This is a genomic window from Mesorhizobium sp., from assembly GCF_965229135.1.
Classification (GTDB): domain Bacteria; phylum Pseudomonadota; class Alphaproteobacteria; order Rhizobiales; family Rhizobiaceae; genus Mesorhizobium.
In genome coordinates this window covers 3,793,542-3,819,496 of the sequence record NZ_OZ245860.1, presented here as the reverse complement: position 1 = coordinate 3,819,496, position 25,955 = coordinate 3,793,542, and the positions used below count along the sequence as shown (strand labels likewise).

Genomic DNA, 25,955 nt, shown 5'->3' with positions numbered 1-25,955 from the left:
CGGCCCCTTGCTTTCGCATGAATGCAGCATGCCAAAAATGCCGCAGCATGGCGCACGCTCGCCTCTTTCGCCACTGGTCACGCCACTTGCCGCGCAGGGGCTGAAACCGGTTTTTGTCGACCGGTGGAGCGACAAGGTTCGCATCCGTACGCTCAAACCATCAGAGGTGACCACCGAGGTCGCGGAATGGCTGACCGAGCCGTCCGTCATGGAGGGCCTCAACGCGCCGCGGAAGGCGATGGGTCTCGAGGCCTTCCGCGCCTATGTCGCCAGCTTCGACAATTTGAAGCGCAACCTGATGACGATTTTGGGCCGGCCCGACGATGTGCCGCTTGGCCTTGCCGTGATGGAGGTCGATCTCAGGCACAGGCTGGGTGCTCTGCATCTGATCGTCGGCGACCCCGAGAACCGGGGCCGGAACATCGCCTTTGACGCGTCCGTCGTCTTGCTCCGGCACTTCTTCCGCGAGCGCAAGCTGGAAAAGATCACCTTCCAGCCTCTGGCGCGCAACAAAGCGGCCATCGCCGTGTGCGAACGGTCCGGCCTGCGGCTCGAGGGCACATTGCGATCACACCGCATCGACGGCCGCACCGGCAAGCGCCTTGACCAGATGCTCTATGCGCTGACGCTCGAAGAGTACGACGAGCGCACGAAAATGGTCGCCGCGTCAGGCGTGGCCCGCCCCTATGACGGACCCGGCGTTAGCGGTTGACGATCGGGCCCTGCGTCAGAAGCGGTACGCGATGCCGAATTTGACGGTGTCGAGAGATGGCTTGAACCGCGCCCCTGCCGTGCCGCCGGGGCCCGGATCGATCCCGTCGAATATGTAGTGGAGATACTCCGCCTTCAGCGACCACTTGTCGGCGAGCGCGTATTCCGCGCCGACGCCGAAGACGCCGCCGAACTTCACGCCGGAGAAATCCGAGCTCGAGCTCGACCCCAGGAACGGATAATCATAATTTGTCGCCTGAAAATGACCGGCCGCCACACCGCCCGTCGCATACGCAAGGAACCGATCCGACACCGCATAGCCGGCGCGCAAACGGGCCGTCGCTACCCAGTCGACGTCGTAGGTATAGGCCTCGCCCTTGCCGCCCGTGAAAGCAGCATTGTCTCCGAACTCGGTGTCGCCGACACCGACGAAGTCGAAATCCCCGACGACGCCGTAGACGACGCTACCGGACTGCCAATCATGGCCGGCATAGATGCCGCCAAGAAATCCGCTTTTGTGGTAGGTATCCTGAAACTTGGTCGTGTCGGCATCGAAGCCGACAGAGGAGCCGGCATAGCCACCCTCGACGCCGATATAGGAACCGGCCCAGTTGTAGCGCGCATCCTGCGCGCCGGCATCGGTGACGAGCGCCAAGACGGCGACCGACGCTAGAAATATGCTTTTCATTAGACCCCCGAAAACCCTCCTGGGTTGAATAGGGGTACCTCGCACGCGCCGCAATATCAAATGAGCAACAGTGCTAAATTAAACGTAGCGAAAAAAGCTATTTCGCCTGCGCCGTCAGTATCTTGAGGGCGAAAGCCGAGAACACGCCGGCGAACAGGTAATCGACAATCCGTGTCACGCGCGGGCTGGCCTTCATCGCCGCCGAGAATTTCTCCGCCGCCAGCACCATCGGAGCGGTCACCGGGATCGACAGCACGATGAACATCGCGCCGAGGAAGAACAGTTTTCCCGGCGCGTGCGGATCGTGCGCGGAGACGAATTGCGGCAGGAAGGTCATGAAGAACAGGATGATCTTCGGGTTGAGCAGGTTGACGCCAAGCCCCGCGGCCCAGCTGCGGAACAGCGAGATCCGCGGGCCTGTCTTCTTCTCCGGCGAAAAGGCCGAGCCCTTGGTGATCGCCTGCCACGCAAGGAAGACGAGATAGCCGGCGCCAAAGATCTTCAGCGCGAAAAAAGCCATCGGCGAAGCGACGATCAGCGCCGAGACGCCGACCACCACCAGCGTGGTGTGGACCAGCGTGCCGCAAAGCGCGCCGGCCATGGAGGCGAAGCCGGTGGCGCGGCCCTGGCTCAGCGTGCGCGAGACGAACAGCGTCATGTCCGGTCCCGGCGTGATCGCCAGGATCACGGTGGCGATGGCGAACTGGATCAGTGTCGTGGTGTCGGGAATGAAGGACATGGGGCAGCCCTGATTGCTCCGCGCAGCCATATACCAAGCCTTGCGCGGGCGCCAGAATGCTTCTTGGTCAAACGGATGTCGAACCTGGCGATGCTAAACGTCAGCGCCTCGAGACGAGCCTGGACGAGGCTTCGAGGATAAGCGGCATCGCTGTGGCCGATTGGCTTGCGATGGCCGCGATGGCGGGAACCTGTGGTGTGAGCTGGGACAGGATCTGGTCGATCGGCCGCGGCCGGCCAAGGAAATAGCCTTGCGCCTCGTTGCACCCCTCAACCTGCAGGATGCTCAGCTGGTCGTGGGTTTCAACGCCCTCGGCCAGCACGGGGATTTCCAGGCTGCGTCCAAGCGTCAGCACCGCGCGGACGATCGCTTTCGCTTGCGGGCTCCGCTCGACGTCGGCCATGAACGACCGGTCGAGCTTGATCTTGTCGAAAGGAAACGAGCGCAGCGTATCGAGCGACGAATAGCCGGTGCCGAAATCGTCGATTGCGATCGTCACGCCCAGCGCCTTGATCTGGCGCAGCACATGCAGGGTGCGGAACTTGTCGGCGACGATGGTCGATTCGGTAAGTTCCAGTTCAAGGCGCCTGGGCGAGAGGCCGGTTTCCACCAGTATGTGGTGAACCAGCTTGGCAAGATCGGCGTGCGCGAACTGCACCGGCGACAGGTTGACCGCGATCTTGTAGTCGCTGGCCCAAGAGGCCGCCTCGGCGCAGGCGGTGCGCAGCACCCACTCGCCGATCGCCAGGATGGATCCGTTTTCCTCGGCGATGGGGATGAATTCGGACGGCGCGATCATGCCGCGTTCGGGATGGGTCCAGCGCAGAAGCGCTTCGTAGCCGCAGATGGCGCCGGTCGAAACCGAGGTCTGCACCTGATAGTGAAGCGAAAGTTCGCCGCGCTCGATCGCAAGGCGAAGGTCGTTGGCGAGCGCGCGCCGCGCCCGCGCGGCCTCGTCCATGTTGGATTCATAGAAGCACACCGCCCGCGACACGTCGTTCTTGGCGCGGTACATGGCGAGGTCGGCATTGCTGACCAGCCTTTCGCGGTCGTCCCCATCGCGCGGATAGACGGCGACGCCGATGCTGGCGCCGGTGGCGATTTCGAAATCCTCGAGTTGCAGGGGTTCGAACAGCGACTTCTCCAGCCGCGACACGAGGCCCAGCAGATCGTTCTGGTCCTTGAACCGTTTGATCGCCGCGAACTCGTCGCCGCCGAGCCGGGCGACGAATTCGCCGTCTCCCGTCAGTTTCGCCAGCCGCCTGGCGACGATCTTGAGGGCCTGGTCGCCGGCGGCGTGCCCCCTCAGGTCGTTGATCTCCTTGAAGCGGTCGAGGTCGATGACGATGACGGCCGTCATCGTCTCCTCGTCCTCGCGTGCCCGCTCGATCTCGTCGTCGAGGCGGTCGTTGAAGCTGACGCGGTTGGCGAGCCCGGTGAGTGAATCGTTGAGCGCCAGGTGCTGCAGCCGCTCGAAACTCTCCAGGCGGCCGCGCTCGTCGATCAGGTGGCTGGCAAACCCGGTGGCGGCGACGATGAGACCGACGACGGCGACCGCCACGGCCATGGCTTCCAGTATGTCCGGATTTGTGCCGGACGTCATGAACGACAGTGGCGTCACCGAGACCGCCGCCATGCCGGTGAAATGGAGACCGACGATTGCCAGCACCAGCAGACCCATGGCCAGATAATGCGACCACACGAATGGCCGGCGCACGGCCTGGCCGATCGCCGCGGCTGAAAAGACCATGGATATGATCACCGACGCGGCCACATAGCCGGGATCCCACTCGACAATGCCGGCGACGTGATACGCCATCATGCCGGTATAGTGCATGGCGGAGATCGCGATGCCGACGACGCATCCCCCGAGCTCCGGGATGACACGGCTCAGCATTCCCGAAGCCAGGACAAAGCCGGCGCCCGCGCCGGCAATGGCGATGATCAGCGATATCATCGTCAGGAACGGGTCGAAGCTGATCGGCGCCTCGGGGCGATAGGCCAGCATGGCGATGAAATGCGTGCACCAGATCGACGAGCCCGCGGCGACGGCCGTCAGGAACAGCCAGCCTTTCATCTGCACATCGGCCGTCTTCCTGGCGCGGTCGAACAAACCGATCGTCACCCAGCACCCGGTGACGCAGGTGAGCGCCGCCAGCAGGACCAGCCACAGATTATGCTCGGTTGCGATACATGATATAACGCGCATCGAAGACGGCCTCACGCCCGGATCTCTTGCCGCGGTGACATACGCGAAATCTGTCTCGCCGCTGTCGCGGTACACTGCGGCTTTGCCTTTTCGAGTACCGGCAAGGCATGAAAACTTGATTAAACCATGCACGAAAACGCACCCTTTGGTTGCATTGGGTTGCCGATTCCCTCCTGAGGCTCCGGGCTGCGCGAATCCGGGGGCTCCGGCGATATCGCGCCTGCTTGCTCGCCTTGCCGTTCCTGCTAAAAGGCGCAGCGACAATCCGTGACGCCCCGCCGTGGCGTCCGCCATCGACGGAGCAGAAATGTCCAAGGGAAAAGACGTCAAGAAAGTCGTGCTCGCCTATTCGGGCGGTCTCGACACATCCATCATTCTGAAGTGGCTGCAGACCGAACTCGGCGCTGAAGTCGTAACCTTCACCGCCGACCTCGGCCAGGGGGGCGAGTTGGAGCCGGCCCGCCAGAAGGCAGAGATGATGGGCATCAAGGACATCCGCATCGTCGATGTCCGCGAGGAATTCGTTGCCGATTTCGTCTTTCCGATGTTTCGGGCCAACGCTGTCTATGAAGGCACATATCTGCTGGGCACCTCGATTGCCCGGCCATTGATATCGAAGCATCTTGTCGAGATCGCCAAGGAGACAGGCGCGGACGCGATCGCCCACGGCGCCACCGGCAAGGGCAACGACCAGGTGCGGTTCGAGCTTTCCGCCTATGCGCTGAACCCCGACATCAAGGTCATCGCGCCGTGGCGCGACTGGTCGTTCAAGTCGCGCACCGATCTGATCAACTTCGCTGAGCAGCACCAGATTCCCGTGGCGAAGGACAAGAGGGGCGACGCACCGTTCTCCGTCGACGCCAACCTCCTGCATTCGTCTTCCGAGGGCAAGGTTCTGGAAGACCCGTGGGGCGAGCCGCCGGAATTCGTGCACCAGCGCACCGTTTCGCCAATGGACGCGCCGGACGTCGTCACCGAGATCGAGATCGAGTTCCTGAAAGGCGATCCGATCGCCCTCAACGGCAAGAAACTGTCGCCCGCGACCATGCTGGCCGCCCTCAACGATCTCGGCCGCGACAATGGCATCGGCCGGCTCGACCTCGTCGAGAATCGCTTCGTCGGCATGAAGTCGCGCGGCGTCTACGAGACGCCCGGCGGCACCATCCTGATCGCGGCCCACCGCGCCATCGAATCGATCACGCTCGACCGGGGTGCCGCCCACCTCAAGGACGAGTTCATGCCGCGCTATGCGGAACTGATCTACAACGGCTTCTGGTTCTCGCCAGAGCGCCTGATGCTGCAGGCGATGATCGACAAGAGCCAGGAAGATGTCGAAGGCACGGTCCGGCTGAAGCTCTACAAGGGCAACGTCATCGTCACCGGCCGCAAGTCGAGGAAAACGCTCTATTCCGACGCGCTGGTCACGTTCGAGGACGACCGTGGCGCCTACGACCAGAAGGACGCCGCGGGCTTCATCCGCCTCAACGCGCTGCGGCTCAGGACACTTGCCGCGCGCAACCGCAAGGGCTGATGCCAGACAACGGCCCGCGCTGCCAATCCCAGGGAACCCGATGGAGACATCGGGTTTTTATTTATCATCTCTAATATAGCTGCATTGAAGCGCCTGTAGTCAGTCCCTGTTTGACCTTCCACCTCCTCCATTTTAAACTCATTCCCGGGTTGGGGGGTGACAGTGAAGAACAGCATTTCTCTTCTTCTTGCGATGATCGCCGTCTCGGCCGTGTGCCAGCCCTCATGGGCAGGCGCCAAGGGCCAGTCGACGACGGATGCTGGCGGATGCGTCGATGTTGTTCATGCGTGGAATATTACCGCCAAGCACGATATGGCTTTATTCATGGGCGTCCCGAAGGAGCGCATGCCGGCCCTGTTCTGCCAGCGTCTTGCCGAAGGCATTCGTAGCGGGCGGATCAGCTATTCCGACATAAACAACCTGCAGCTCGACCTGCCAACGGACATCTGGATGGTCCTCAAGGGCAAGCCAAAGCCGGCCAAGGTCACGCGAGCCCCGGCACCGCGTTCGCTCAAATTCCGTAATTGCAGTGGCGTTGACGGTTCCTTCCAGGTTCCCGTTTCCCAGAACTGTCCGTTAAGCGGCTGGGCGAATCATTGATGGGTTGGGTTGGGGCGAACCCGGTCGCGTCGGTTTTTGATGCAGCTCCATGAACAAAAAAGCCCGGCGCATGGCCGGGCTATTCTGTCGAACAGCGATTTCTATCAGTTGGCGTCGATCGCCGTGGCGATGCGGGCAATGGCCTGCTGGTAGACGCTCGCGTCATTCCAGCCGGCAATCGCGCCGATATTGGCCTGCGCGCTCGCACCCCTCTGCCAACCATGGGCCTTGAGGAAGTTGGCGGTGGACGCCAACGCAGTGGCCTTGTCGCGCAGGTTTCCGCTGCCCACCCCATACTTCAAGACATTTCCGGGCAGGAACTGCGTGTGCCCGATCTCGCCATGCGCGGCGCCGACCGACGAGGCGGTCAACGCTCCCCGATCAACCAGTTTCAGGGCAGCTATGGCATGCGGATGAAAGAACTCCGGACGGCGGCAATCATAGGCAAGCGTCAGAATGGCGGAGACCGTATTCTGGTTGCCCATGGCGGAACCGAAGCCGGTCTCCATGCCCCAGATCGCGAGCAGCACACCAGGCGACACGCCATAGGTACTCTCGATCTGACTGAACAGCGCCGCATTCGACTTCTTCAGCGCACGACCCTTGGAAATGATCGCGGCCCCGCCGCGGCGCTTCATGAAATCGTCCACCGAGCCGCTGAAAGCCTTGTGAATGCCCCGGTCGACGGAGATCGTCTTTGTCGCATAAGTGGCGCCCTCAAGAGCCGCCAGTCCCTTGGGGCCTACGCCCTCGGCCTTGGCCTCCGCGGCGAACTCCGGCTTCCAGGCGTCGAAGCCGGCGCCGGTCTTGCCACAACTGGCGGCCGCCTGGGCCCCCGTTGCCATCGCGAACACCGCCAAGGCGGCGGCCGCAAAAATCTTTCCCTTGGCAAGAAATGCCATCCCTGGTCTCCTGATTGACTGAGTCACGTCCCTGAAATCGAATTTGCCAGCGAAACGCTCGCTTGTCACGGTTAAGAAGTCGTTACGCGCCATTGGCGCCACGCCGGCGAATGCGAAAGCCCTCGCCTACGATCGAATATTTATTGTGGCAAGATGCATCGTTGCCTCAACCTGGGACAAAATGGCGTGATGGGATGTGGAACACTGGCTGACGCCGGGCGTTGGGGCGCGACATGTATTCCTTCCGCCGCGCCGCAGATGTGAGATATCGATGAAGCTTTTCGACTGCCCGCATTGCGGCCACCGCCTTTACTTCGAAAACGCCCGGTGCCTGAACTGCTCCAGCACGGTTCTCTATCATCCCGAGGACGCGCGCTTCGTGCTGTCGGGCGCGAATGGCGTTTTCCAATGCACCAATGCCCAGGAGTGCGCCTGCAACTGGATTGCCGAACCAGGACAGGCCTTTTGCCGCGCATGCGTGCTGAACCAGCTCATTCCCGATCTCTCCGTCGACGGCAATCGCCGCCGTTGGATCCGCGTCGAGGCGGCAAAGAAACGCGCCGTCTATTCGCTGCTCGCCTTCGGCCTGCCGGTCGCGCCCAAGCAGAACCCCGGTGACGAGATCGGCCTTGCCTTCGACCTGCTCGCCGATCCGATCGGCGGCGGTCCGGGCGGCGAGCGCATCCTGACCGGCCACGACAACGGGCTGATCACCCTCAATGTCGCGGAGGCCGACTCGGCCGAGCGTGAAAAGCGGCGCGTCGAGATGGGCGAGAACTACCGAACGCTGCTCGGCCATTTCCGCCATGAACTCGGCCACTACTACTGGGATCGCCTGATACGCGACGATCCGGAAAGGCTGGAAGCCTTCCGCGCCCTGTTCGGCGACGAACGGGCCGATTACGAACAGGCGCTGAAGACCCACTATGCCAATGGCGCGCCGCCCGACTGGCAACAGGAGCATATCTCGGCCTATGCCACGTCACACCCCTGGGAAGACTGGGCCGAGACCTGGGCGCACCACCTGCACATCACCGATACGCTCGAAATGGTGTATGCGCTGAACTTCCCGCTCGGCCGGCTGGAGACGGTGGACGCCGAAGCCCTGCCCCGGGGCGATACTGGTGGCGGGCTGCAGGCGGCACCCTCGGAACCGTCGGCCGCCGCCGAACCGTTCGAAAAGATCCTCGCCCGCTGGCTGGTGCTGTCCGAAGCCTCCAACTCGATCAACCGCTGCATGGGCTTGCCCGACCTTTACCCCTTCGTCATCTCGGACATCACGGCGCGCAAGCTCGGCTTCGTGCATGATTTGCTGACGCAGTGATTGGCCGTGGCCTGGAGATTGCGTGCGAAACGTCGATCCCGTAGACCGGCGCTGAGCATTCACTCCAACGCAACCGCCAGGAAAGCCGCGTGACGATCGATCCAGCCGCCTTCGAGCGCTACCGGCAATCTCCGAACAGATGGACCACCCTGCCGCGCCTGCTGTTCGGCACGGCGATCACCGTCGCGCTCTGGGTTGGCATGACCCTGGCCATATTGTTTGGCGGCACCTATTTCTACGTCATCTGGCAGGTATCGATCGGCGGCTCTCCGCTGGCTGGCGGGGCGATCCAGAATTTCCTCGCTTCACCCCAAGGCATCCTCACCGCTCTCGCCACCTTTTCCGGCATCTGGATTGGCCTCTGGATTGCCATGCGCTGGGTCCATGGCGAACCGCTCTCCGCGCTGGTCGGCGCCAGCCGCCGCGTCTCGCGATCTGCATTCCTCAAGGGGCTGGTGGCGGTGCTGATCACATCACTTCTGTCCGAAATCCTGCTCTATATGCTGCGGCCCGAGATCGCGCGGGGCACCATCAGCGTGTCGACATGGCTTTTGTTCCTGATCCCGATCGTTGCGCTGACCCTGCTGCAGACGTCGTCGGAAGAGGCCCTGTTTCGCGGTTATCTGCCGAGGGGCCTGGCCAACCGTTTCAGCAGCCCCTTCATCTGGGCGCTGGTGCCGGGGCTTCTGTTCACCTCGCTGCACTGGAGCTCGAGCTCATCGGCCGCCATCAATGCCTGCGTGCTGGCCTCGATCGCGGCCTTCGCGCTGCTTTTGACGCTTCTGGTCTATGCCACCGGCAATCTCAGCGCGGCTTTCGGCGCTCATCTCGGCAACAATCTGACCGGATTTCTGCTGATCTCGCATCAGGAGAGCTACAATTCCTTCGCTTTGTTCAATGCCAAGCCGCTGGAGGGCCCAGGCTGGACGACGCTGGATGCGGTCCTCATAGCGGGAATAGGCATCGTCTGCAGCCTGCTGACGATCCTGCTTCTGCTGCATCCGCGCTCACCGCTGAAGGTCGAGCCGAACGGGGCGCGGCCCGCCGAAAGCGCATGAGCCATGCCGCTTGCCGGCGCCACATCTGGCCCGGACCTTGACTCCGCGGCGGATTTCCTGTCTACAGCCTCCGAATTCCGCGACGAGTATACCTCCGAGCAAGCCGACCAGGACGCCGAAGCCTCTTTTGAGGCCAAGTGCTGTAAATCGATCCTGGAGGCCAACACCCGGCAGCGCTGAGCGCCCCCGGGTGCTTTTTGGTTTTGGCTTTTGCTTGGCGACTTGACGCGAACGCATTACCTCTCGGATCGAACCCGAACCGAGATTGAAGGAAGATCGATGTTTGAATCGCTTCAGGAGCGCCTTGGCTCCATCCTGAACGGCCTGACCGGCCGCGGCGCGCTGTCGGAGGCCGATGTCTCGGCGGCGCTGCGCGAGGTGCGCCGTGCGCTGCTCGAAGCCGACGTCGCGCTGGAAGTGGTGCGTTCCTTTACCGACAAGGTCCGCGAGAAGGCCGTCGGTGCCGCCGTGGTCAAGTCGATCAAGCCCGGCCAGATGGTCGTCAAGATCGTCCATGACGAGCTTGTCGAGATGCTGGGCGCCGAGGGCGTCGCCATCGACCTCAATGCCCCGGCGCCCGTCGTCATCATGATGGTCGGCCTGCAGGGTTCCGGCAAGACGACGACGTCGGCCAAGATCGCCAAGCGCCTTTCGGACCGTCAGAACAAGAAGGTTCTGATGGCCTCGCTCGACACGCGGCGCCCCGCCGCGCAGGAGCAGCTTCGCCAACTCGGCGAGCAGGTCAAGGTCGCCACGTTGCCGATCATTGATGGCCAGTCGCCCGTCGACATCGCCAGGCGCGCCGTTCAGGCCGCCAAGCTCGGCGGCCATGACGTCGTCATTCTCGACACCGCCGGCCGCACCCATATCGACGAGCCGCTGATGGTCGAGATGGCCGACATCAAGAAGGTGTCGAGCCCGCACGAAATCCTGTTGGTCGCCGACTCCCTGACCGGCCAGGACGCCGTCAACCTGGCCAAGAGCTTCGACGAGCGCGTCGGCATCACCGGCCTGGTGCTGACCCGCATGGATGGCGATGGCCGTGGCGGCGCGGCACTTTCGATGCGCGCCGTCACCGGCAAGCCGATCAAGCTGATCGGCACCGGCGAAAAGATGGACGGGCTTGAGGAGTTCCATCCCAAGCGTATCGCCGACCGCATCCTGGGCATGGGCGATATCGTCTCGCTCGTCGAAAAGGCCGCCGAAAACATCGACGCCGAGCAGGCGGCCGCGATGGCCAAGAAGATGCAGTCGGGCAAGTTCGACCTGAACGATCTCGCCGGCCAGCTTCAGCAGATGTCGAAGATGGGCGGCATGGGCGGCATCATGGGCATGATGCCCGGCATGGGCAAGATGAAGGACCAGATGGCCGCCGCCGGCCTCGACGACAAGATGTTCGGCCGCCAGCTCGCCATCATCTCGTCGATGACCAAGGCCGAGCGCGCCAACCCCGACCTTCTCAAGCACTCGCGCAAGAAGCGCATTGCCGCCGGTTCCGGCACGGACGCGGCCGAGATCAACAAGCTCTTGAAGATGCATCGCGGCATGGCCGACATGATGAAGGCGATGGGCGGCAAGGGCAAGGGCGGAGGCCTCATGCGCGGCATGATGGGCGGCCTCGCCTCCAAGATGGGCCTCGGCGGCATGATGCCCGGCGGCATGGGCGGCATGATGGGTGGCGGCATGCCCGACCTGTCGAAGATGGACCCCAAGCAGCTCGAAGCCCTGCAGAAGCAGGCGCAGGCGGCCGGCCTCGGCGGCATGAAGGGTCTTCCAGGCGCCGGTGGCCTGCCCGGCCTGCCCGGCGGCATGAAGCTTCCCGGCCTGCCCGGCCTTGGCGGCGGACTGCCCGGTCTTGGCAAGAAGAAGTGAGGACGCGATGAACGAAGAGAAGGACATGGCGAACGCACGCACCATCCTGGCCGACTACCGCGCCTCGATCGACAACATCGATGCGGCCCTCATCCATATGCTGGCCGAGCGCTTCCGCTGCACCAAGGCGGTGGGCGTTCTGAAGGCCGAGCATGGCCTGCCGCCGGCCGACCCGGCGCGCGAGCAACAGCAGATCACCCGCCTGCGCCAGCTGGCCAAGGACGCTCATCTCGATCCGGATTTCGCGGAGAAATTCCTCAACTTCGTCGTGCGCGAAGTGATCCGGCACCACGAACAGATCGCCGCTGCCAGCGGCGTGACGAAAACGGGCTGAAGCCGTGCATGTCGCATCCCGATGTGCACGAGACAAAAGCCTTAATGCAATCAACGAAATCAGAGCTTTTTAGGAGAAAACAATGGCACTGAAGATCAGACTGGCCCGTGCGGGCTCGAAGAAGCGTCCTTACTACCACGTCGTCGTCGCCGACGCCCGTTCGCCGCGCGACGGCCGCTTCATCGAAGCGATCGGCTCGTGGAACCCGCTGCTGCCGAAGGATGGCGAGCGCGTCAAGGTCGACGCCGACCGCGTCAAGCATTGGCTGTCGCATGGCGCGCAGCCGACCGACCGCGTTCTGCGCTTCCTTGATGAAGCCGGCATTGCCAAGCGCGATGTTCGCTCCAACCCGAAGAAGGCCGAGCCGGGCAAGAAGGCGCAGGAGCGCGCCGCCCTCCTGAAGAAGGCGCAGGAAGACGCCGCGGCCGCTGTGGCCGCCGCGGCTGCCGCCCCGGCCGAAGCCTCCGCCGAGTAATCAGCGTCCATGGCTACGAAAACGGCGGGCCAAGGCCCGCCGTTTTGCTTTATCCGATGATTGCCAGGTCAGTAACCGCGCGGGCAGTGCGCCACGCGAATGTTGCCATAACGGTCGCGATAGCGGCACTGGCCTGGTTCGGTTGCGCGCCCGATCAGTGCGCCGGCGACAGCGCCGACCGCACCGCCGATCACCGCGCCTTCAACCGGATTCCCGGCCACGGCGGCGCCAACCGCCGCACCGCCCAGGCCGCCAACGGCCGCGCCCTGTTCCGTCCGCGAGCAGGCCCCGAGCGGTACCAGCAAGGCCATCAAAAGCATCATTTTCTTCATTGTCATTCCTCTCCAGCGGGAAACAGCTCCACACGCCTAGCGCCAACAACGCACCAGTTGCGAATTCGATCCACGCGAAAAAGCAATCGCTTCGGTAAGTCCTTTTTCTACCCGGGCGGATCGCCATTTTCCCTGTCGAACGTGACGCCGGCCAGCCGGCGATGTCGGCATCTCCGGTTTCGCCGGGTTGGCTGTCATGCTTTTACTTCTCTGCCAGGCTCTTCAGATTGGCGAGGCCAGTCTCGAAATCCCTGCCGATCAATGTGTCGAAGTTCATGAACAGGCCCATCAGCTTGGCGATGAAGGGCCTTGTGCCGCGCATCGCCCAGGTAACGGCTGTGCTGTCTCCGGACTGCGCGAGCTTGAAGTCGACCATGTTGTTGGCCCTGAACGGTTTCTCGAAATCCAGCTTGAGCGACACCCGCGAAAACGGAATCGAATCGACGATCTCCATGCGGCCCTTGCCAGCCTTGCCGTTGCCTTCCCAGGCATAGGCAGCGCCCTTGCCGCTTTCGGCACCGGACAGCGCGCGCCTCATATTGGGATCGAGCTTTTCGTAGGGCGACCATGCGGGCCAGCGGCCAAAGTCGTTGATGAGCGGAAAGATCGTTTCCGGCGGGGCCTTGATGGTGGCCGAGCGGGTGGTGACAAAGTCGTTCGGCCGTGTCGCGGCATAGATGAGGATGGCGGCGATGATGACGGCCAGGATGATCAGGATGGTGCTGAACATTTTTCGTACCTTCTCGCCTATCGGCTGAACGGGATCAGCGCACGCACCCGGGGATCGCGCAGATACAGGCCGCCCCACACGATGACGCCGAGATAGACGCCGAACAGCGTGTGCGAAAACAGCGGACTGCCGATGCGCAAATGCGTGGCCACCGCTCCGCCCATATAGGCGGTGAGCAGGATCGCGCCGAGCACCGACGTGCGCGGCACCGCGTAAAGCACCGTCGAGACCAGGCCGACAACGCCAAGCAGCCGGGCGACATTGGCGTCGGCGGGCCAGCCGATCTGCGTCATGGTCTGGGTGACGACATCGAGCGGCGGCAGCTTGATGACGCCGTCGAAGATCATGAACAGCACGATGAGGCCGCTCAGCACGCGGCCGGTCCACAAGGCGCCTGACGAGACGGGCGCGGTTTCACGAATGGTCATTGGGTTGCCCTCCGATTGCTTCGAGCACTGGCCGTTTTCGCCAGGGTCACGCCAAGGACGTACGCCAGGCTTGCGATCCGACATGATGCGGATTCTTTTTGATACTTGACGGCGAAACGCCGGCGCGGATCTCGCTCAGGAGAAATAGAATTTCTCGGCCGGGATCATTTTTGGCGGCGTCTCGCCCAGTGCCTCGAACACCGAGATCTCGCAGACCCGGCACAGGCCATCGAGCGCAAGGTCGTTGGCTTCCGTCCCGAACGGATCCTCCAGTTCTTCCGAAAGCGCGTCGAGGCCAAAGAAGGTGTAGGCGATCAGCGCGGTGAACAGCGGGGTCGCCCAGCCGGCGGTCGAGATCAGCCCGATGGGCAGCAGCAGGCAGACGATGTAGGCCGTGCGATGCACCAGCAGCGTATAGGCAAAGGGCAAAGGCGTGCCGGCGATCCGCTCGCAGCCGGCCTGGATGGAGGTGATCGATGCCAGCCTTTCATCCAGGATACGAAAGCCGATCGAATCGAGCCCGCCAGTCCGGCGCTGCGCATTGGCGCGCCGGCCCATGCGCCTGACCATCTCGTCCGCCGGGTTGGCGAAGGCCGCGGCCGTCTCTGCCTCGGCATCGATGAAGGCGCCGGCGTCCTCGACACTATCGATCTTGCGCAATTGCCCGCGCAGGAAATGGCAGAAGGCAAGCGCCTCCATGAGCAACGCACGCTGTTCGGCCTGGTCGGGGATCAGGCTGGTCGTGGCACGCGCCAGGTTGCGGATCTCGAAGACCAGGGCGCCCCACAGCTTGCGCGCCTCCCACCAGCGATCGTAGGCGGCATTGTTGCGGAACGACAGATAGATGGACAATGTCACGCCGACCAAGCCGAAAGGCGTGATGTTGAAGACGCTGAAGTCGAGATGAAACTGCCGCGCCACGGCCATGATGACCACCGCATAGAAAGCGAAACCCAGGATCTGAGGCAGTATGCGCGGCACGACCGAACCGCGCATGACAAAGAACAGCTGCAGGAAAGTGGGCCGCGGGCGAACGATCATCGAGAGCCTTTCATGGACCGGCGCTGGTCCTGAACCACATCTATTGTGCGACGCGACAGCTGCGCAAGCTCAGCCGTCAACGACATGGCCATGTCGTCCGCGCAACGAACCGGACGGACTATCGCAGTGTATCCGGCGCCGATATTGGAAGGCATGACAGCCGCCACGCGGGCGGGCTGGGACACCTGCAACAGCCGAGGAAGACTATGACCGGCGAGACCGATCTGAAGAAACTTCTGGCGTCGATGACACCGGAATTGCTCTCCGGCACTTTTGTATTCGCCACGCTGGCGCCGGGCGTCCCTCAGCCGGAAGGCCTCAAGCCCATGATGCTGTTTCGCGAGCGCGAAGGCATCACGCTCATCCTTCGCGAAGAAGAAGCGCAGGCCGCCGGCCTGGAAGCCGCGTTCCGGTGCCGCATGGTGACGCTGAACATCCATTCATCGCTGGAAGCTGTCGGCTTCCTCGCCGCCATCACCACCCGTCTGGCCACCGCGGGCATGGGCGTCAACCCGGTCTCGGCCTTCTTCCACGACCACCTGTTTGTTCCGGCCGACCGCGCGGAGGAGGCGATGGAGTTGCTGCAGGGACTGGCGGCGGAAAGCCGGGGCTGAACAGGCGTCAGCTCCTGCGGACATAGAGGATATCGGGCAAGCCCTCCTCATTGGCGGTACCGTCGCCGAAGGATTCCGCACGGAAACCGTGACGTTCGTAGAAGCGCCGGGCGCCGTTGTTGGCTTGGAAACAATGGAGTGTCACCGCCGACAGGGACGCGGTCGCGTCCATCAGCAACCGGCTGCCAATGCCTTTGCCCGTCCAGGCCGGATCGAGATAAAGCTGCTCCACCCACTCACCGCTGACGGCGATGAAGCCGACAATGTCGTTGCCGGCTTCGGCGACCGTTACCCGCTGCCGTGGCAGCACGATGTCGCGGATGAAGGCGAGGTCCTCGGCCGGGGTGTGGATGACCGGCATCCAGTCGAACGACCCAAGCGCCGCCCGCATGATCTTCGCTATAGCACCTGCGTCCGGCTCAATTGCTGGACGCAGTGCGACTTTGGTGGGATCGCTCACGGTCGTTTCACATCAGACGCAGTGCCGCCCCTCATCCCCCTGCCGGGACCTTCTCCCCGTGAACGGGGAGAAGAAATGCCTCGGCCGAAGGCCGAGCCCGCGACCGCGGGCCGCCGGTCATCTGGCGCCCCCCCGCGGAGGGCCCGCCGCGGCAGCGGCGATACGGCCCGTGAGCGAAAACTAAGCCGCCTTCTTCTTCGGCTGGATCAGGCCACGCTCGACCAGCAGCTCGGCGATCTGCACCGCGTTCAGCGCTGCGCCCTTGCGCAGATTGTCGGAGACGATCCACATCGACAGGCCGTTGTCGATCGTCGAATCCTCGCGGATGCGCGAGATGAAGGTGGCGTCCTCGCCGGCCGATTCCAGCGGCGTGATGTAGCCGCCATCCTCGCGCTTGTCCAAGACCTGGCAGCCTGGAGCGTCGCGCAGGATGTCGCGCGCCTCATCGGCGGTGATCGGCTTCTCGAACTCGATGTTGACGGCCTCCGAATGGCCGATGAACACCGGCACGCGCACGCAGGTCGCCGTCAGCTTGATCTTGGGATCGAGCATCTTCTTGGTTTCGGCGACCATCTTCCACTCTTCCTTGGTGGAGCCGTCGTCGAGGAAGACGTCGATATGCGGAATGACGTTGAAGGCGATGCGCTTGGTGAACTTCTTGACCTCAACGCCATCGGCGACGAAGACCGCGCGGGTCTGGGTAAAGAGCTCGTCCATGCCTTCCTTGCCGGCGCCAGACACCGATTGGTAGGTGGCCACGACGACCCGCTTGATGGTTGCGAAGTCATGCAGCGGCTTCAGCGCCACGACCAGCTGTGCCGTCGAGCAGTTCGGGTTGGCGATGATGTTCTTGCGCGTGAACAGCGAGATCGCGTCCGGGTTCACTTCAGGCACGATCAGAGGCACGTCCTGGTCATAGCGGAAAGCCGACGAATTATCGATGACGACGCAGCCCTGCTTGCCGATCTTCGGCGACCATTCCTTCGAGACATTGCCGCCGGCCGACATGATGCAGATGTCGGTGTCGGAAAAATCATACTGGTCGAGCGCCTTGACCTTCAGCGTGCGATCGCCGAACGACACCTCGGTGCCCTGGCTGCGCCGCGAGGCGAGCGCCACCACTTCGTCCACCGGGAAGCCGCGCTCCTCCAGTATGTTGAGCATTTCCCGGCCCACATTGCCCGTGGCGCCTACGACTGCAACCTTGAAACCCATCGAAAATCTCCTGTCCCTCTCCGCTCGTTTTTGGAGAAACCCGCCGGCCGGTGCGGGTCTCGCCCCCGGGCCGGACCCGGGGAGAGGGCGAGCAGGCCAAGGGAGATCAGACCGTTTTAGTGGTCGTTTTGGCCGTGAGTTTGGTCGAAAGCAGGCAAACGCGCTTCGATTGCCCGCAAACCATGTCGCCATGGCCGGGGAAGTCGAATGCAAAAGGCGCCATTGGAAGGCCGCGCATCGAAGCTGTCCTGTTCGGAGCCGGCTTTTACGCGCTTTGCCAAAAGAGTCAATCGCGCCGAACGCAAGCTTTGCGCGCGCACCCTGTACAATGGCGGCCGCGCGAAGTAGGAACGGCGAAAGTGTTCTGGCTGGCGGTGCGTCTGGCCTCGGCATGCGCTCACGGATGGACGATCCATTGCCGGGCGCGCAGGCCCCCGAAATCCGAAAGACGAAGATGATCAAGGTTGATGGCATTGTCCCAGCGCTGGCAAAGGCGCTGGAAAAACGCGGCTATTCCGAGCTGACGCCAGTTCAGAAGGCTGTTCTGGCCCCTGAACTCGGACAAGCCGACGCGCTGGTTTCGGCGCAGACGGGCTCCGGCAAGACGGTGGCCTTCGGCCTTGCGCTGGCGCCCACCCTTCTCGACGGCGCGGAGCGTTTCTCGCAAGCCGCGGCACCCCTAGCCCTGGCCGTCGCGCCGACCCGCGAACTCGCACTGCAAGTGACGCGCGAGCTGGAATGGCTCTACGAGCTGACCGGCGCCACGGTGGCGTCCTGCGTCGGCGGCATGGACATGCGCGGCGAACGGCGCGTGCTGGAGCGCGGCGCCCATATCGTCGTCGGCACGCCCGGCCGCCTGCGCGACCACATCACGCGTCACTCGCTGGACATGTCGGCGCTCAAGGCCGTCGTCCTCGACGAAGCCGACGAGATGCTCGACCTCGGATTTCGCGAAGACCTGGAATTCATTCTCGACGCGGCCCCGGCCGAACGCCGTACGCTGATGTTCTCGGCCACCGTGCCGCGCTCCATCGCCACGCTGGCCCAGGGCTATCAGCGCAATGCCGTGCGCATTTCGGCCGCCGGCGAGGAAAAGCAGCATCTCGACATCGAATACAGGGCGCTGAGCGTCGCGCACCCGGATCGCGAGAACGCCATCATCAACGTGCTGCGCTACTATGAGGCCAAGAACGCGCTGGTGTTCTGCAACACGCGTGCCGCCGTCAACCATCTCACCGCGCGCTTCAACAACCGTAACTTCTCCGTGGTCGCGCTCTCGGGCGAACTCAGCCAGAACGAGCGCAGCCATGCGCTGCAGGCGATGCGCGACGGCCGCGCCAAGGTCTGCATCGCCACCGACGTTGCGGCGCGCGGCATCGACCTGCCGAATCTCGAGCTCGTCGTTCATGCCGACCTGCCGACCAATCCGGAAACGCTTCTGCATCGCAGCGGGCGAACCGGGCGGGCCGGACGCAAGGGCGTCAGCGCGCTGATCGTGCCCAACAGCGCGCGCAAGCGCACCGAACGTCTCCTGCAGAATGCCGGCCTCAAGGCGACATGGGCAAGCCCGCCTTCGGCCGACGACGTGCTGCGCCGCGACGACGAGCGCATCCTCGCCGATCCCACCTTCAGCGAGCCCTTGAAGGATGATGAGCGCGGTTTTGTCACCGAGCTTCTTGAACTGCACGGCGCCGAACAGGTGGCGGCGGCCTTCGTGCGGCTGTGTCGCGGCAGCCGCTCGGCGCCCGAGGATCTCATGGATGTCGCGCCCTTCACGCCTTCGCGTGAGAAGCCGGCAGGCGACCAGTTCGCGCGCCGCGATGAAGCGCCAGGCCGTCGCGAGGATTTCGGCGACAGCGTCTGGTTCTCGGTTTCGGTGGGTCGCAGGCAGAATGCCGAGCCGCGCTGGCTGATCCCGATGCTGTGCCGCACCGGCGGCATCAGCAAGCGCGAGATCGGCGCCATCAAGATGCAGCAGGAAGAAACCTTCGTGCAGATCGCCGCCGACTGGGCCGACCGGTTCCTGGCCGCGATCGGCCCCGATCGCAAGCTGCAGGACAACATCAGGGTCAAGCGGCTGGAAGGCACGCCCGACCTGTCGAGGGCCGGCTATCAGCCGCCACAGCCCGACAAGAAGCCGCATCGCGGCAAGCGACCGTTCGACCAGAACGCCCCAAGGCCGAAATTCGAGAAGCGCGCGCCTGCGGCCGACCACCGCCCCGCCGCCGCGAGCGAGACGACACCTTGGGCGAAGAAGCCGGGCAAGCCGAAATTCGACAAGGCCGGGCCGCCGAAGCACAAGAAGCCGAAGAAGCGGCCGGACTGACCGGCTTTCGTGATTTGCTGCCAACCCGCGGCTATTTCCGCTGAAGTCCCACGCTTGCCGCGGTCGCTTGCAGGCCGGCCTTGATGGTCGCCCAGCTGGCGGCCGAGGATGTCGGCCGGTGTTGCCGGGCGATACTGTCGGTCAGGGCGGCATGCCATGCCTTGTCCTCGGCCATCCTGCGGATCGCGGCGTACCAGCCTGCCTGATCGGTGGAATCGATCGCCGGCATCAGGCCTCCCGTCGCCTCGATCAAGGATGGCGTCGTCGACACGATGACGGGGACTCCAAAATCGAGACATTCCGAGGCGGCATAGCCCCAACCCTCGATGTGCGAGGGAAAGACGCCAAAGGACGCGGTGCGATAATGGCGGATGAGCTCATCGTCGCTGATCGGGCCGGTGAACACAATCGACCGGGAGAGCTCCGGATGCGACTTCAGATAGGCCGTCAGCTCTTCGATCATCCAGCCCCACCGCCCGACGCAGACCAGCTTCGGCAGTCTGACGCCCTCGTCCAGCGCCTGCTTCCAGATCCTGGCCAGCATGATGTGGTTCTTGCGCACTTCGATGGTCGAGCAATAGAGGACGAACGGCTCGTCGGCTTCGAGACGCGAGGTCATGTTGCGCCTGGAAGCCGCTTCGTGAAGCAGGGAAGGCATCGGAAAGCGATGAAGGCCGGCCAGGCTTATGCCTGCCCGGTCCATATGGCTGGTCAGCATCTCGCCGGCGGCACGCGATGTGCAGAATGCTGTCGCCCCGGATCGCACCAGTGATTCCAGATTGGGTCCGAAAGCCCGCTCAAGCTTGCCCTGCGACACGAGGTCGGGCCGTATCGTGGGGATGAGGTCGTGGCAGAGGAACGCGATCCTGTTGGTGGTGTTCGAGACAGGCGCCCTGTTGTCTCCGACGAGCACCTGGTGGCTGATCAGCACGGTCGAGAGTTCGACATCGATGGGTGGTGGCGGCGCGGCGCGTTTGGACCAGCCAAGACGCAGATGTGCCCGCCTGTACAGCCGATACGCGCGAAACAGCAGCCTGGCGGCGAGGGAACGCAGCCCCGTATCGCCATTGGTCGCCATGCGCGCGAGCTGGCGATCCGCCTCTCTCTTGGCCATCGGAAAATTCCGGATCGCCTCGAACGCCTGCCGCATCGCTGTCGCCGATCCCGCCCATCGCCTTGCACGAAATGGCGCGACGTCGTCGGCCGGCAGCCGTTGCTGCTCGAAAGGATAGAGCCTGCGGAAGCGCTGGTTCGAAAGGTTCAGCGCAACCACTTCGATATTGGGATCGGGGTCGGCAAACGCGGCCTTGATGAGAAAGTCCTCGATCCGCTGGATGCCGGCGAGCGCACCGCCCCCCCATGACAGCAAGCCCGTCGCATCGATCGCCAACATCGGAGATCTTGCGTCCTGTTCGTCTTTCCTCGCGGCGGTGGCACTCAAGTTCTCTACTGTCATTGCCTGCTTTGGACGATCCGGATGCATGGGTGCGTTATGCCAAACGCGAGAGAGGTGGGCAAACCGCTTTCTGGATGGCGCAAAAGATTCCGCTTGCAATTTGATCTGTGCACAGATAGTCTGTGCGCAGATTAAATCATCAATCACGCAGGAATGGAGCCAAGACAATGTGGAGCAACGAATTCACCGCCATTTCCCCCCTTCCGGCGCGCGCCATCTGGAACGCGCTCAAGGCATTGCACGAAGGCCGCCTCACCTATGAGGGATCCGACACATTCGTCCTGCACGGGCCGTTCGCGAAGGGTACCCGAGTCTCGGTGACGCCGGTCGGCCAGGACACGTTCGAATCGACCATCGTCGACCTCGTCGATAATGTGACCTACGCTGACGAGACCTCGTTTGGCGACGCGAAACTGCTGTTCCGGCATACGCTGACGCCTGTCGAAGATGGTACGCGGGTAACGCACCGGCTCGAGATCTCCGGCCCCTCGGCCGCCAAGGTCGGACCCGAACTCGGACCGCAGATCAGCGGCGATTTCGACGTCTCGATGGCCAGGCTGTTGGAGCAGGCGAAGGAGTTTGAGAACCTTGGCTGACAAGCAGGAACTGGACACCCGCTTCGAGGGACCGTCGGAGAGCCCCGGATTGTTGCTCTGGCGAACCACCATGCGTTGGCAGCGCGTCATGACGGCGGCACTGGCCCCGCTTGACCTGACACACGTCCAGTTCGTGCTGCTGGCCTCGGCGATGTGGCTGGGTCGCAATGGCGAGCCGCCCAACCAGGTGCAGCTCGCCGCCCAGGCGGGCACCGAAGTGAAGATGACGTCGGATGTCGTTGCCCGGCTCGAGGCCAAGGGATTGATCGCGCGGGAAACCGACCCGCACGATTCCCGGGCCAAGGTGATCCGCATCACCGCCGCCGGCGCGGCGGCCGCGCAGCGCGCCATCGTCGCCGTCGAGACCGCCGACGCGGCCTTTTTCGAACCGGTGGACGAAGCGCAACTCGTCGGCCTGCTGCGGCAGCTTGCCGGCGAGATCCGCTAAGGCCTGATGGCTAGGATTGATCGTGCTCGCTCAAAGCGATGCGTTCGACAATCTTGAAGTGCTTAGCCTTGCGACCGCGAAGGGACTTCTTATGGGTCTGGATCGTCCCAGTTCCGACAATCTCGAATTTTGATCCTTCACGGGCGACTTCGCATCCAACCACCCTATCGGGCCAAAGCCAGATCAAGAGACTCAGCTCATATTGATCAGGAGTGATCTCCAGTAGGTAGAGATCACTCCTTTCGACCTGATATCGTTCGCAGATGAACTGCAGCAATGGCGCGAAGTGCTGATCGCCGCGAAAGTCAACCTGACGTTCGTGCTCACCAAGAAAATCCCTTTCAATGGCGGCCCGCACCTCGCCCATGCATTTGTCAGCCGAGGAACCTGGCGATGATCGCGTCGCCCATCTCAACCGTGCCGACCTCGGTCATGCCCTCGGACAGGATGTCCTTGGTGCGCAAGCCCTGGTCGAGCACGGCGGCAATCGCGCTTTCCACGCGGTCGGCTTCCTCGACCATGCCGAACGAATAGCGCAGGCACATGGCGAAGGATGCGATCATGGCGATTGGATTGGCGATGCCCTTGCCGGCGATATCGGGCGCCGAGCCATGCACAGGCTCGTAAAGCGCCTTGCGCTTCTTGGTCTTGCCGTCCGGCGCGCCGAGCGAGGCCGACGGCAACATGCCGATCGAGCCGGTCAGCATGGCGGCGATGTCGGACAGCATGTCGCCGAACAGATTGTCGGTGACGATGACGTCGAACTGCTTTGGCCAGCGCACCAGCTGCATGCCGCCGGCGTCCGCCAGCATGTGGTCGAGCTTGACGTCGGCGTACCTTGCCTTGTGGGTCTGGGTGACGACCTCGTTCCACAACACGCCGGACTTCATGACGTTGCGCTTTTCCATCGAGGTGACGTGGTTCTTGCGCGTCCGCGCCAGCTCGAAGGCGACGCCCGAGATGCGCTCGATCTCGAACGTGTCGTAGACCTGCGTGTCGATGCCGCGCTTCTGGCCGTTGCCGAGATCGATGATCTGCTTGGGCTCGCCGAAATAGACGCCGCCGGTCAATTCGCGCACGATGAGGATGTCGAGGCCTTCGACCACCTCCTGCTTGAGCGAGGAGGATGCGGCCAGCGCCGGATAGCAGATGGCGGGGCGCAGATTGGCGAACAGCTCCATGTCCTTGCGCAGGCGCAGCAGGCCGGCTTCGGGGCGCACCTCATAAGGCACGGCATCCCATTTGGGGCCGCCGACCGCGCCGAACAGCACGGCGTCCGCCGCCATCGCCTTTTCCATGTCGGCATCGGAAATCGCCGCGCCATGCGCGTCATAGGCCGAGCCGCCGACCAGGCCCTCGTCGGTTACGAAGCCGCTGCCCAGCTTTTCATTCATGGCCGCGATCAGTTTCTTGACCTCGGCCATGGCCTCTGGGCCGATGCCGTCGCCGGGGAGCAGGAAAAGATGCTTCGTTGCCATGGAAAACCGTCCCAGAAAGATTGCGCTTCGATTTTGCACAACGTCAGGTGCGTCCAAGGAGGCGCGGCGCTGTGCGACCGCGGCCTTGCTAAACGCCCTGCGCCCAGCGCGCAAGCCTGCAGCTCAATAGCCAGGGCGAGAAGCCATCACCGATGCGAGAGAATGTTGACCAGCCGGCCCAGGGGATCGCGCACATAGAAGCGCCTGACGCCCCACGGCTCGTCGGCCGGTCCGTATTCGATGGCGAAGCCGGCCGCCTTCATGCCCTCAAGCGCTGCCTCGACATCATCGACCTCGATCGACAGGTCCGGCACCGGCGTGCCCGACCCGCCTTGCTCGGCGAAGCTGACTTGGACGCTCATGGTCTCGGTCGAACCATAGGTGGCGATCCAGCCATGGTCCATCAGCAGATCAAGGCCAAGCACGTCCTGGTAGAAACGCTTCGCCGCCGCGACATCTCGCGTCTCAATGTTGGCAATGATGCGCCGAACCTTCATGGCTTGACCGTCACGCCGTGCGCCGCAATGCCGTCACTTCGATCTCGATCTTCATTTCCGGCTTGTTGAGCTGGCAGACGATCATCGTCGCCGCCGGCCGGATGTCGCCGAAGGCCTCGCCGAGGATCGGGAACACGACGTCAACGAAAGCCTGGTCGGTGATGTAGTAGTGCGCCCGCACCACGTCGGCCATGTCGAAGCCGCCGTCCTTCAGCGCCTTGCCGATCGTCGCCAGGCAATTGCGCGTCTGCGCCTCGACCGTCTCCGGCATCGTCATGGTCGCATAGTCGTAGCCGGTCGTTCCGGACACGAAGCACCAGTCGCCCTGCACCACGGCGCGCGAATAGCCCGCGGTCTTTTCGAAAGGCGAACCGGTGGAGATCAGTCTGCGCATGGTGTCCTCGTATATTTTCTGCCGTCTTGACCGTCAGGCTCGCAGTTGCGCCAGGACGCCTGCGATATCGCCCATGCCCCAGTGCTCGACGATGAGACCATCCTGGACACGAAAAATGTCACATGAGGTAAAGCGCAGTGCGCGGCCGGTCGGCGCGACGCCAAAATAGACACCCTTGTGTGTGCCGCTGTAGACGAAGCTTGCCGCGACATGGTCCTTGTCGGCGACCACCGCTTCGATGGCGACCTTGAGGTCTGGCATCGCCGCGAGCCGCGCCTTGAAGAAGGCGACGCTTCCCTGTTTCGGGGTGACGTTCGCCGGCGGCGGTGCCGCTGCGCTCTGTTGGTGATTTACATAGCTGTCGGCGAACAGCGCGGCGAAGCCATCGATATCGCCCGCGCTCAGTGTCGCCGCGAATTGTTCGGCCAACGACCCGGGCGAGGGAGCCGATTGGGCCAGCGCCGGCGCGAGCAGGCCGCTGCCGAGAAGCAGCCCGGCTGCCGTTACCTGCCGCCGATTTTGCATCATGACCTCCGTCGGTAAATCGCGAACGAAACGCGGGTCAGTTCGCCGACCCGGATACCTTGTCCAGCGCTGCCTTGATGTCGGCCGGCCATGTCGTTACAGCGGGCCAGGCCTGGGGGTCGCCATTGTCGCCGCGCCGGGCGAAATAGAGCTTCTGGTTTGCCGGGTCGACCGCCATGAAGCCATCATTGCCGCCGCAGTCATGCGGCACGCAGCCCGTGGCGTAGAAGGCGCCGGAAGCAGTCTTTTCCGTGCCGCCGCCGACCAGCAGGCTGGTCGCCATCTCGGTCATGTCCTTGCCGAGCAGCGTCTGGGCCTGCTTGTAGACCGCCTCGTTGCGGAACGCGTCGATAATGTTGTCGTATTTCGACGGATCGACATCCTTCCACTGCGTGCCGGGTTCGGGCATGTAGGTGAGGTTGCCGGAGGTCGAAAGGCCGCCCTGCGGCGACCACTGCAAAGCCGGCTTCGAGTCTCCCGGCAGCAGATAGGGCACGAAGTAGATGGCGCTGTCGGAGATCGCGGCCGGCGGCGCGCCGCATTCGTCCTGCTCGACCTTGGTGCTCTGGATGGCGCCGCCTTCCGGCTTCCACACGATAACCTTTGCCGGCCCGCACTGGTTGCCGCCGTCGCCGACATCGAACAGCGCCACCTTGATGTCCGATATTATGGCGATCTTGTCGAAGGAAACATCGTAGTTGCTGGCCAGCGTCTGGCCGTCGAACGCAAGCACCTTCTCGCCATCCTGCTCAGGCTGCTTGATGGTCAGTTGGCCGCCTTCGAACGGGATAGGCGCCTGGCCCTGGTCGGAAGCACCCGTATTGTCCTGGCTTGCGGCCGGCGGGCTGGCCGCGGGTGCCGACTGTGCGAACGCCCCTGCCGCGGGCAGGACCATCAGCACCAATGCACTGGCGCCAGCGAGCAGCAAGCGTGTCATGGCAATCCTCCGTTCACCAGGCGCTAGACCGCCCG

The 25,955-nt window shown here is 63.5% G+C and carries 29 protein-coding genes; 12 read left to right on the top strand and 17 right to left on the bottom strand.

Annotated elements, in window-relative coordinates; translation table 11 throughout:
- The first annotated feature begins 28 nt into the window (after nt 1-28).
- Nucleotides 29-712 (top strand): GNAT family N-acetyltransferase, encoded by a 684-nt coding sequence (locus ACO07C_RS18090; RefSeq protein ID WP_421915517.1) that lies wholly within the window; start codon nt 29-31, stop codon nt 710-712.
- 15 nt (nt 713-727) lie between these two features.
- Here ACO07C_RS18090 and ACO07C_RS18085 read toward each other — a convergent pair whose 3' ends face one another.
- The 3 genes from ACO07C_RS18085 to ACO07C_RS18075 all read right to left on the bottom strand — a co-directional run bounded on the left by ACO07C_RS18085 (nt 728) and on the right by ACO07C_RS18075 (nt 4,347).
- Nucleotides 728-1,399, bottom strand: a complete 672-nt coding sequence (locus tag ACO07C_RS18085) for an outer membrane protein (RefSeq protein ID WP_421915516.1) — start codon at nt 1,397-1,399, stop codon at nt 728-730.
- Nucleotides 1,400-1,496: 97 nt separating this feature from the next.
- Nucleotides 1,497-2,138 (bottom strand): LysE family translocator, encoded by a 642-nt coding sequence (locus ACO07C_RS18080; protein WP_421915515.1) that lies wholly within the window; start codon nt 2,136-2,138, stop codon nt 1,497-1,499.
- A gap of 100 nt (nt 2,139-2,238) precedes the next feature.
- Nucleotides 2,239-4,347, bottom strand: a complete 2,109-nt coding sequence (locus ACO07C_RS18075) for a putative bifunctional diguanylate cyclase/phosphodiesterase (RefSeq protein WP_421915514.1) — start codon at nt 4,345-4,347, stop codon at nt 2,239-2,241.
- A gap of 307 nt (nt 4,348-4,654) precedes the next feature.
- On the opposite strand from ACO07C_RS18075, the gene ACO07C_RS18070 reads away from it, so the two are divergent.
- Together ACO07C_RS18070 and ACO07C_RS18065 are read left to right on the top strand one after the other, a co-directional pair.
- Nucleotides 4,655-5,878: an argininosuccinate synthase gene (locus ACO07C_RS18070; RefSeq protein ID WP_421915513.1), complete on the top strand. Its 1,224-nt coding sequence runs from the start codon at nt 4,655-4,657 to the stop codon at nt 5,876-5,878.
- A gap of 162 nt (nt 5,879-6,040) precedes the next feature.
- Nucleotides 6,041-6,478 carry a hypothetical protein gene (locus ACO07C_RS18065; RefSeq protein ID WP_421915512.1) on the top strand — a complete coding sequence of 146 codons (438 nt, stop codon included), beginning with the start codon at nt 6,041-6,043 and terminating at the stop codon, nt 6,476-6,478.
- Between the two features lie 104 nt (nt 6,479-6,582).
- On the opposite strand, the gene ACO07C_RS18060 is transcribed toward ACO07C_RS18065, so the two are convergent.
- A complete protein-coding gene (locus ACO07C_RS18060) occupies nt 6,583-7,380 on the bottom strand; it encodes a lytic murein transglycosylase (protein ID WP_421915511.1) in 798 nt (265 codons plus the stop codon).
- 271 nt (nt 7,381-7,651) lie between these two features.
- Here ACO07C_RS18060 and ACO07C_RS18055 point away from each other — a divergent pair, with 271 nt between their 5' ends.
- The 5 genes from ACO07C_RS18055 (at nt 7,652) to rpsP (ending at nt 12,443) form a co-directional block, all read left to right on the top strand.
- Nucleotides 7,652-8,704, top strand: a complete 1,053-nt coding sequence (locus tag ACO07C_RS18055; RefSeq protein WP_421915510.1) for a zinc-binding metallopeptidase family protein — start codon at nt 7,652-7,654, stop codon at nt 8,702-8,704.
- A gap of 89 nt (nt 8,705-8,793) precedes the next feature.
- Complete coding sequence (locus ACO07C_RS18050) at nt 8,794-9,762, top strand: CPBP family intramembrane glutamic endopeptidase (protein ID WP_421915509.1); 969 nt, start codon at nt 8,794-8,796, stop codon at nt 9,760-9,762.
- Nucleotides 9,763-10,041: 279 nt separating this feature from the next.
- Entirely contained in the window at nt 10,042-11,634 is a 1,593-nt protein-coding gene (gene ffh / locus ACO07C_RS18045; protein ID WP_421915508.1) for a signal recognition particle protein, read from the top strand.
- A 7-nt stretch (nt 11,635-11,641) separates the two neighbouring features.
- Nucleotides 11,642-11,968 (top strand): chorismate mutase, encoded by a 327-nt coding sequence (locus ACO07C_RS18040; protein WP_421915507.1) that lies wholly within the window; start codon nt 11,642-11,644, stop codon nt 11,966-11,968.
- 82 nt (nt 11,969-12,050) lie between these two features.
- Complete coding sequence (gene rpsP / locus ACO07C_RS18035) at nt 12,051-12,443, top strand: 30S ribosomal protein S16 (protein WP_421915506.1); 393 nt, start codon at nt 12,051-12,053, stop codon at nt 12,441-12,443.
- Between the two features lie 68 nt (nt 12,444-12,511).
- Here the strand turns inward: rpsP and ACO07C_RS18030 are convergent, their stop codons facing one another.
- From ACO07C_RS18030 to ACO07C_RS18015, 4 genes are all read right to left on the bottom strand, one after another.
- Nucleotides 12,512-12,775 (bottom strand): YMGG-like glycine zipper-containing protein, encoded by a 264-nt coding sequence (locus tag ACO07C_RS18030; protein WP_421915505.1) that lies wholly within the window; start codon nt 12,773-12,775, stop codon nt 12,512-12,514.
- Nucleotides 12,776-12,977: 202 nt separating this feature from the next.
- Nucleotides 12,978-13,505, bottom strand: a complete 528-nt coding sequence (locus ACO07C_RS18025; protein ID WP_421915504.1) for an SRPBCC family protein — start codon at nt 13,503-13,505, stop codon at nt 12,978-12,980.
- 17 nt (nt 13,506-13,522) lie between these two features.
- Nucleotides 13,523-13,933: a DoxX family protein gene (locus ACO07C_RS18020; protein WP_421915503.1), complete on the bottom strand. Its 411-nt coding sequence runs from the start codon at nt 13,931-13,933 to the stop codon at nt 13,523-13,525.
- A gap of 135 nt (nt 13,934-14,068) precedes the next feature.
- A complete protein-coding gene (locus tag ACO07C_RS18015) occupies nt 14,069-14,974 on the bottom strand; it encodes a bestrophin family protein (protein ID WP_421915502.1) in 906 nt (301 codons plus the stop codon).
- Nucleotides 14,975-15,180: 206 nt separating this feature from the next.
- Between ACO07C_RS18015 and ACO07C_RS18010 the strand changes: the two genes are divergently transcribed.
- Nucleotides 15,181-15,588 (top strand): ACT domain-containing protein, encoded by a 408-nt coding sequence (locus tag ACO07C_RS18010; RefSeq protein WP_421915501.1) that lies wholly within the window; start codon nt 15,181-15,183, stop codon nt 15,586-15,588.
- Between the two features lie 7 nt (nt 15,589-15,595).
- On the opposite strand, the gene ACO07C_RS18005 is transcribed toward ACO07C_RS18010, so the two are convergent.
- Complete coding sequence (locus ACO07C_RS18005) at nt 15,596-16,048, bottom strand: GNAT family N-acetyltransferase (RefSeq protein ID WP_421915500.1); 453 nt, start codon at nt 16,046-16,048, stop codon at nt 15,596-15,598.
- A 180-nt stretch (nt 16,049-16,228) separates the two neighbouring features.
- Nucleotides 16,229-17,263 (bottom strand): aspartate-semialdehyde dehydrogenase, encoded by a 1,035-nt coding sequence (locus ACO07C_RS18000; RefSeq protein ID WP_421915499.1) that lies wholly within the window; start codon nt 17,261-17,263, stop codon nt 16,229-16,231.
- A gap of 454 nt (nt 17,264-17,717) precedes the next feature.
- Here ACO07C_RS18000 and ACO07C_RS17995 point away from each other — a divergent pair, with 454 nt between their 5' ends.
- Nucleotides 17,718-19,589, top strand: a complete 1,872-nt coding sequence (locus ACO07C_RS17995) for a DEAD/DEAH box helicase (RefSeq protein ID WP_421915498.1) — start codon at nt 17,718-17,720, stop codon at nt 19,587-19,589.
- A gap of 31 nt (nt 19,590-19,620) precedes the next feature.
- Here the strand turns inward: ACO07C_RS17995 and ACO07C_RS17990 are convergent, their stop codons facing one another.
- Nucleotides 19,621-20,982 (bottom strand): glycosyltransferase, encoded by a 1,362-nt coding sequence (locus ACO07C_RS17990; RefSeq protein WP_421915497.1) that lies wholly within the window; start codon nt 20,980-20,982, stop codon nt 19,621-19,623.
- 230 nt (nt 20,983-21,212) lie between these two features.
- Here ACO07C_RS17990 and ACO07C_RS17985 point away from each other — a divergent pair, with 230 nt between their 5' ends.
- Both ACO07C_RS17985 and ACO07C_RS17980 read left to right on the top strand, forming a co-directional pair.
- The gene (locus ACO07C_RS17985; RefSeq protein ID WP_421915496.1) at nt 21,213-21,641 is read left to right on the top strand and encodes a polyketide cyclase; all 429 of its coding nucleotides are present in this window, start codon (nt 21,213-21,215) and stop codon (nt 21,639-21,641) included.
- Nucleotides 21,634-22,089: a MarR family winged helix-turn-helix transcriptional regulator gene (locus ACO07C_RS17980; protein ID WP_421915495.1), complete on the top strand. Its 456-nt coding sequence runs from the start codon at nt 21,634-21,636 to the stop codon at nt 22,087-22,089. The genes ACO07C_RS17985 and ACO07C_RS17980 overlap by 8 nt, the downstream gene beginning before the upstream one ends.
- A gap of 10 nt (nt 22,090-22,099) precedes the next feature.
- Here ACO07C_RS17980 and ACO07C_RS17975 read toward each other — a convergent pair whose 3' ends face one another.
- The 6 genes from ACO07C_RS17975 to ACO07C_RS17950 form a co-directional block, all read right to left on the bottom strand.
- Complete coding sequence (locus ACO07C_RS17975) at nt 22,100-22,456, bottom strand: hypothetical protein (RefSeq protein WP_421915494.1); 357 nt, start codon at nt 22,454-22,456, stop codon at nt 22,100-22,102.
- Nucleotides 22,457-22,463: 7 nt separating this feature from the next.
- Nucleotides 22,464-23,567, bottom strand: coding sequence for a 3-isopropylmalate dehydrogenase (leuB, locus tag ACO07C_RS17970; RefSeq protein ID WP_421915493.1), 1,104 nt, complete (start codon nt 23,565-23,567; stop codon nt 22,464-22,466).
- A 146-nt stretch (nt 23,568-23,713) separates the two neighbouring features.
- Entirely contained in the window at nt 23,714-24,064 is a 351-nt protein-coding gene (locus ACO07C_RS17965; protein WP_421915492.1) for a VOC family protein, read from the bottom strand.
- 10 nt (nt 24,065-24,074) lie between these two features.
- Entirely contained in the window at nt 24,075-24,458 is a 384-nt protein-coding gene (locus tag ACO07C_RS17960; protein WP_421915491.1) for a RidA family protein, read from the bottom strand.
- A 33-nt stretch (nt 24,459-24,491) separates the two neighbouring features.
- Nucleotides 24,492-24,983, bottom strand: a complete 492-nt coding sequence (locus tag ACO07C_RS17955; protein WP_421915490.1) for an ester cyclase — start codon at nt 24,981-24,983, stop codon at nt 24,492-24,494.
- A gap of 37 nt (nt 24,984-25,020) precedes the next feature.
- Nucleotides 25,021-25,920, bottom strand: a complete 900-nt coding sequence (locus tag ACO07C_RS17950) for a hypothetical protein (RefSeq protein ID WP_421915489.1) — start codon at nt 25,918-25,920, stop codon at nt 25,021-25,023.
- Nucleotides 25,921-25,955: the final 35 nt, after the last annotated feature.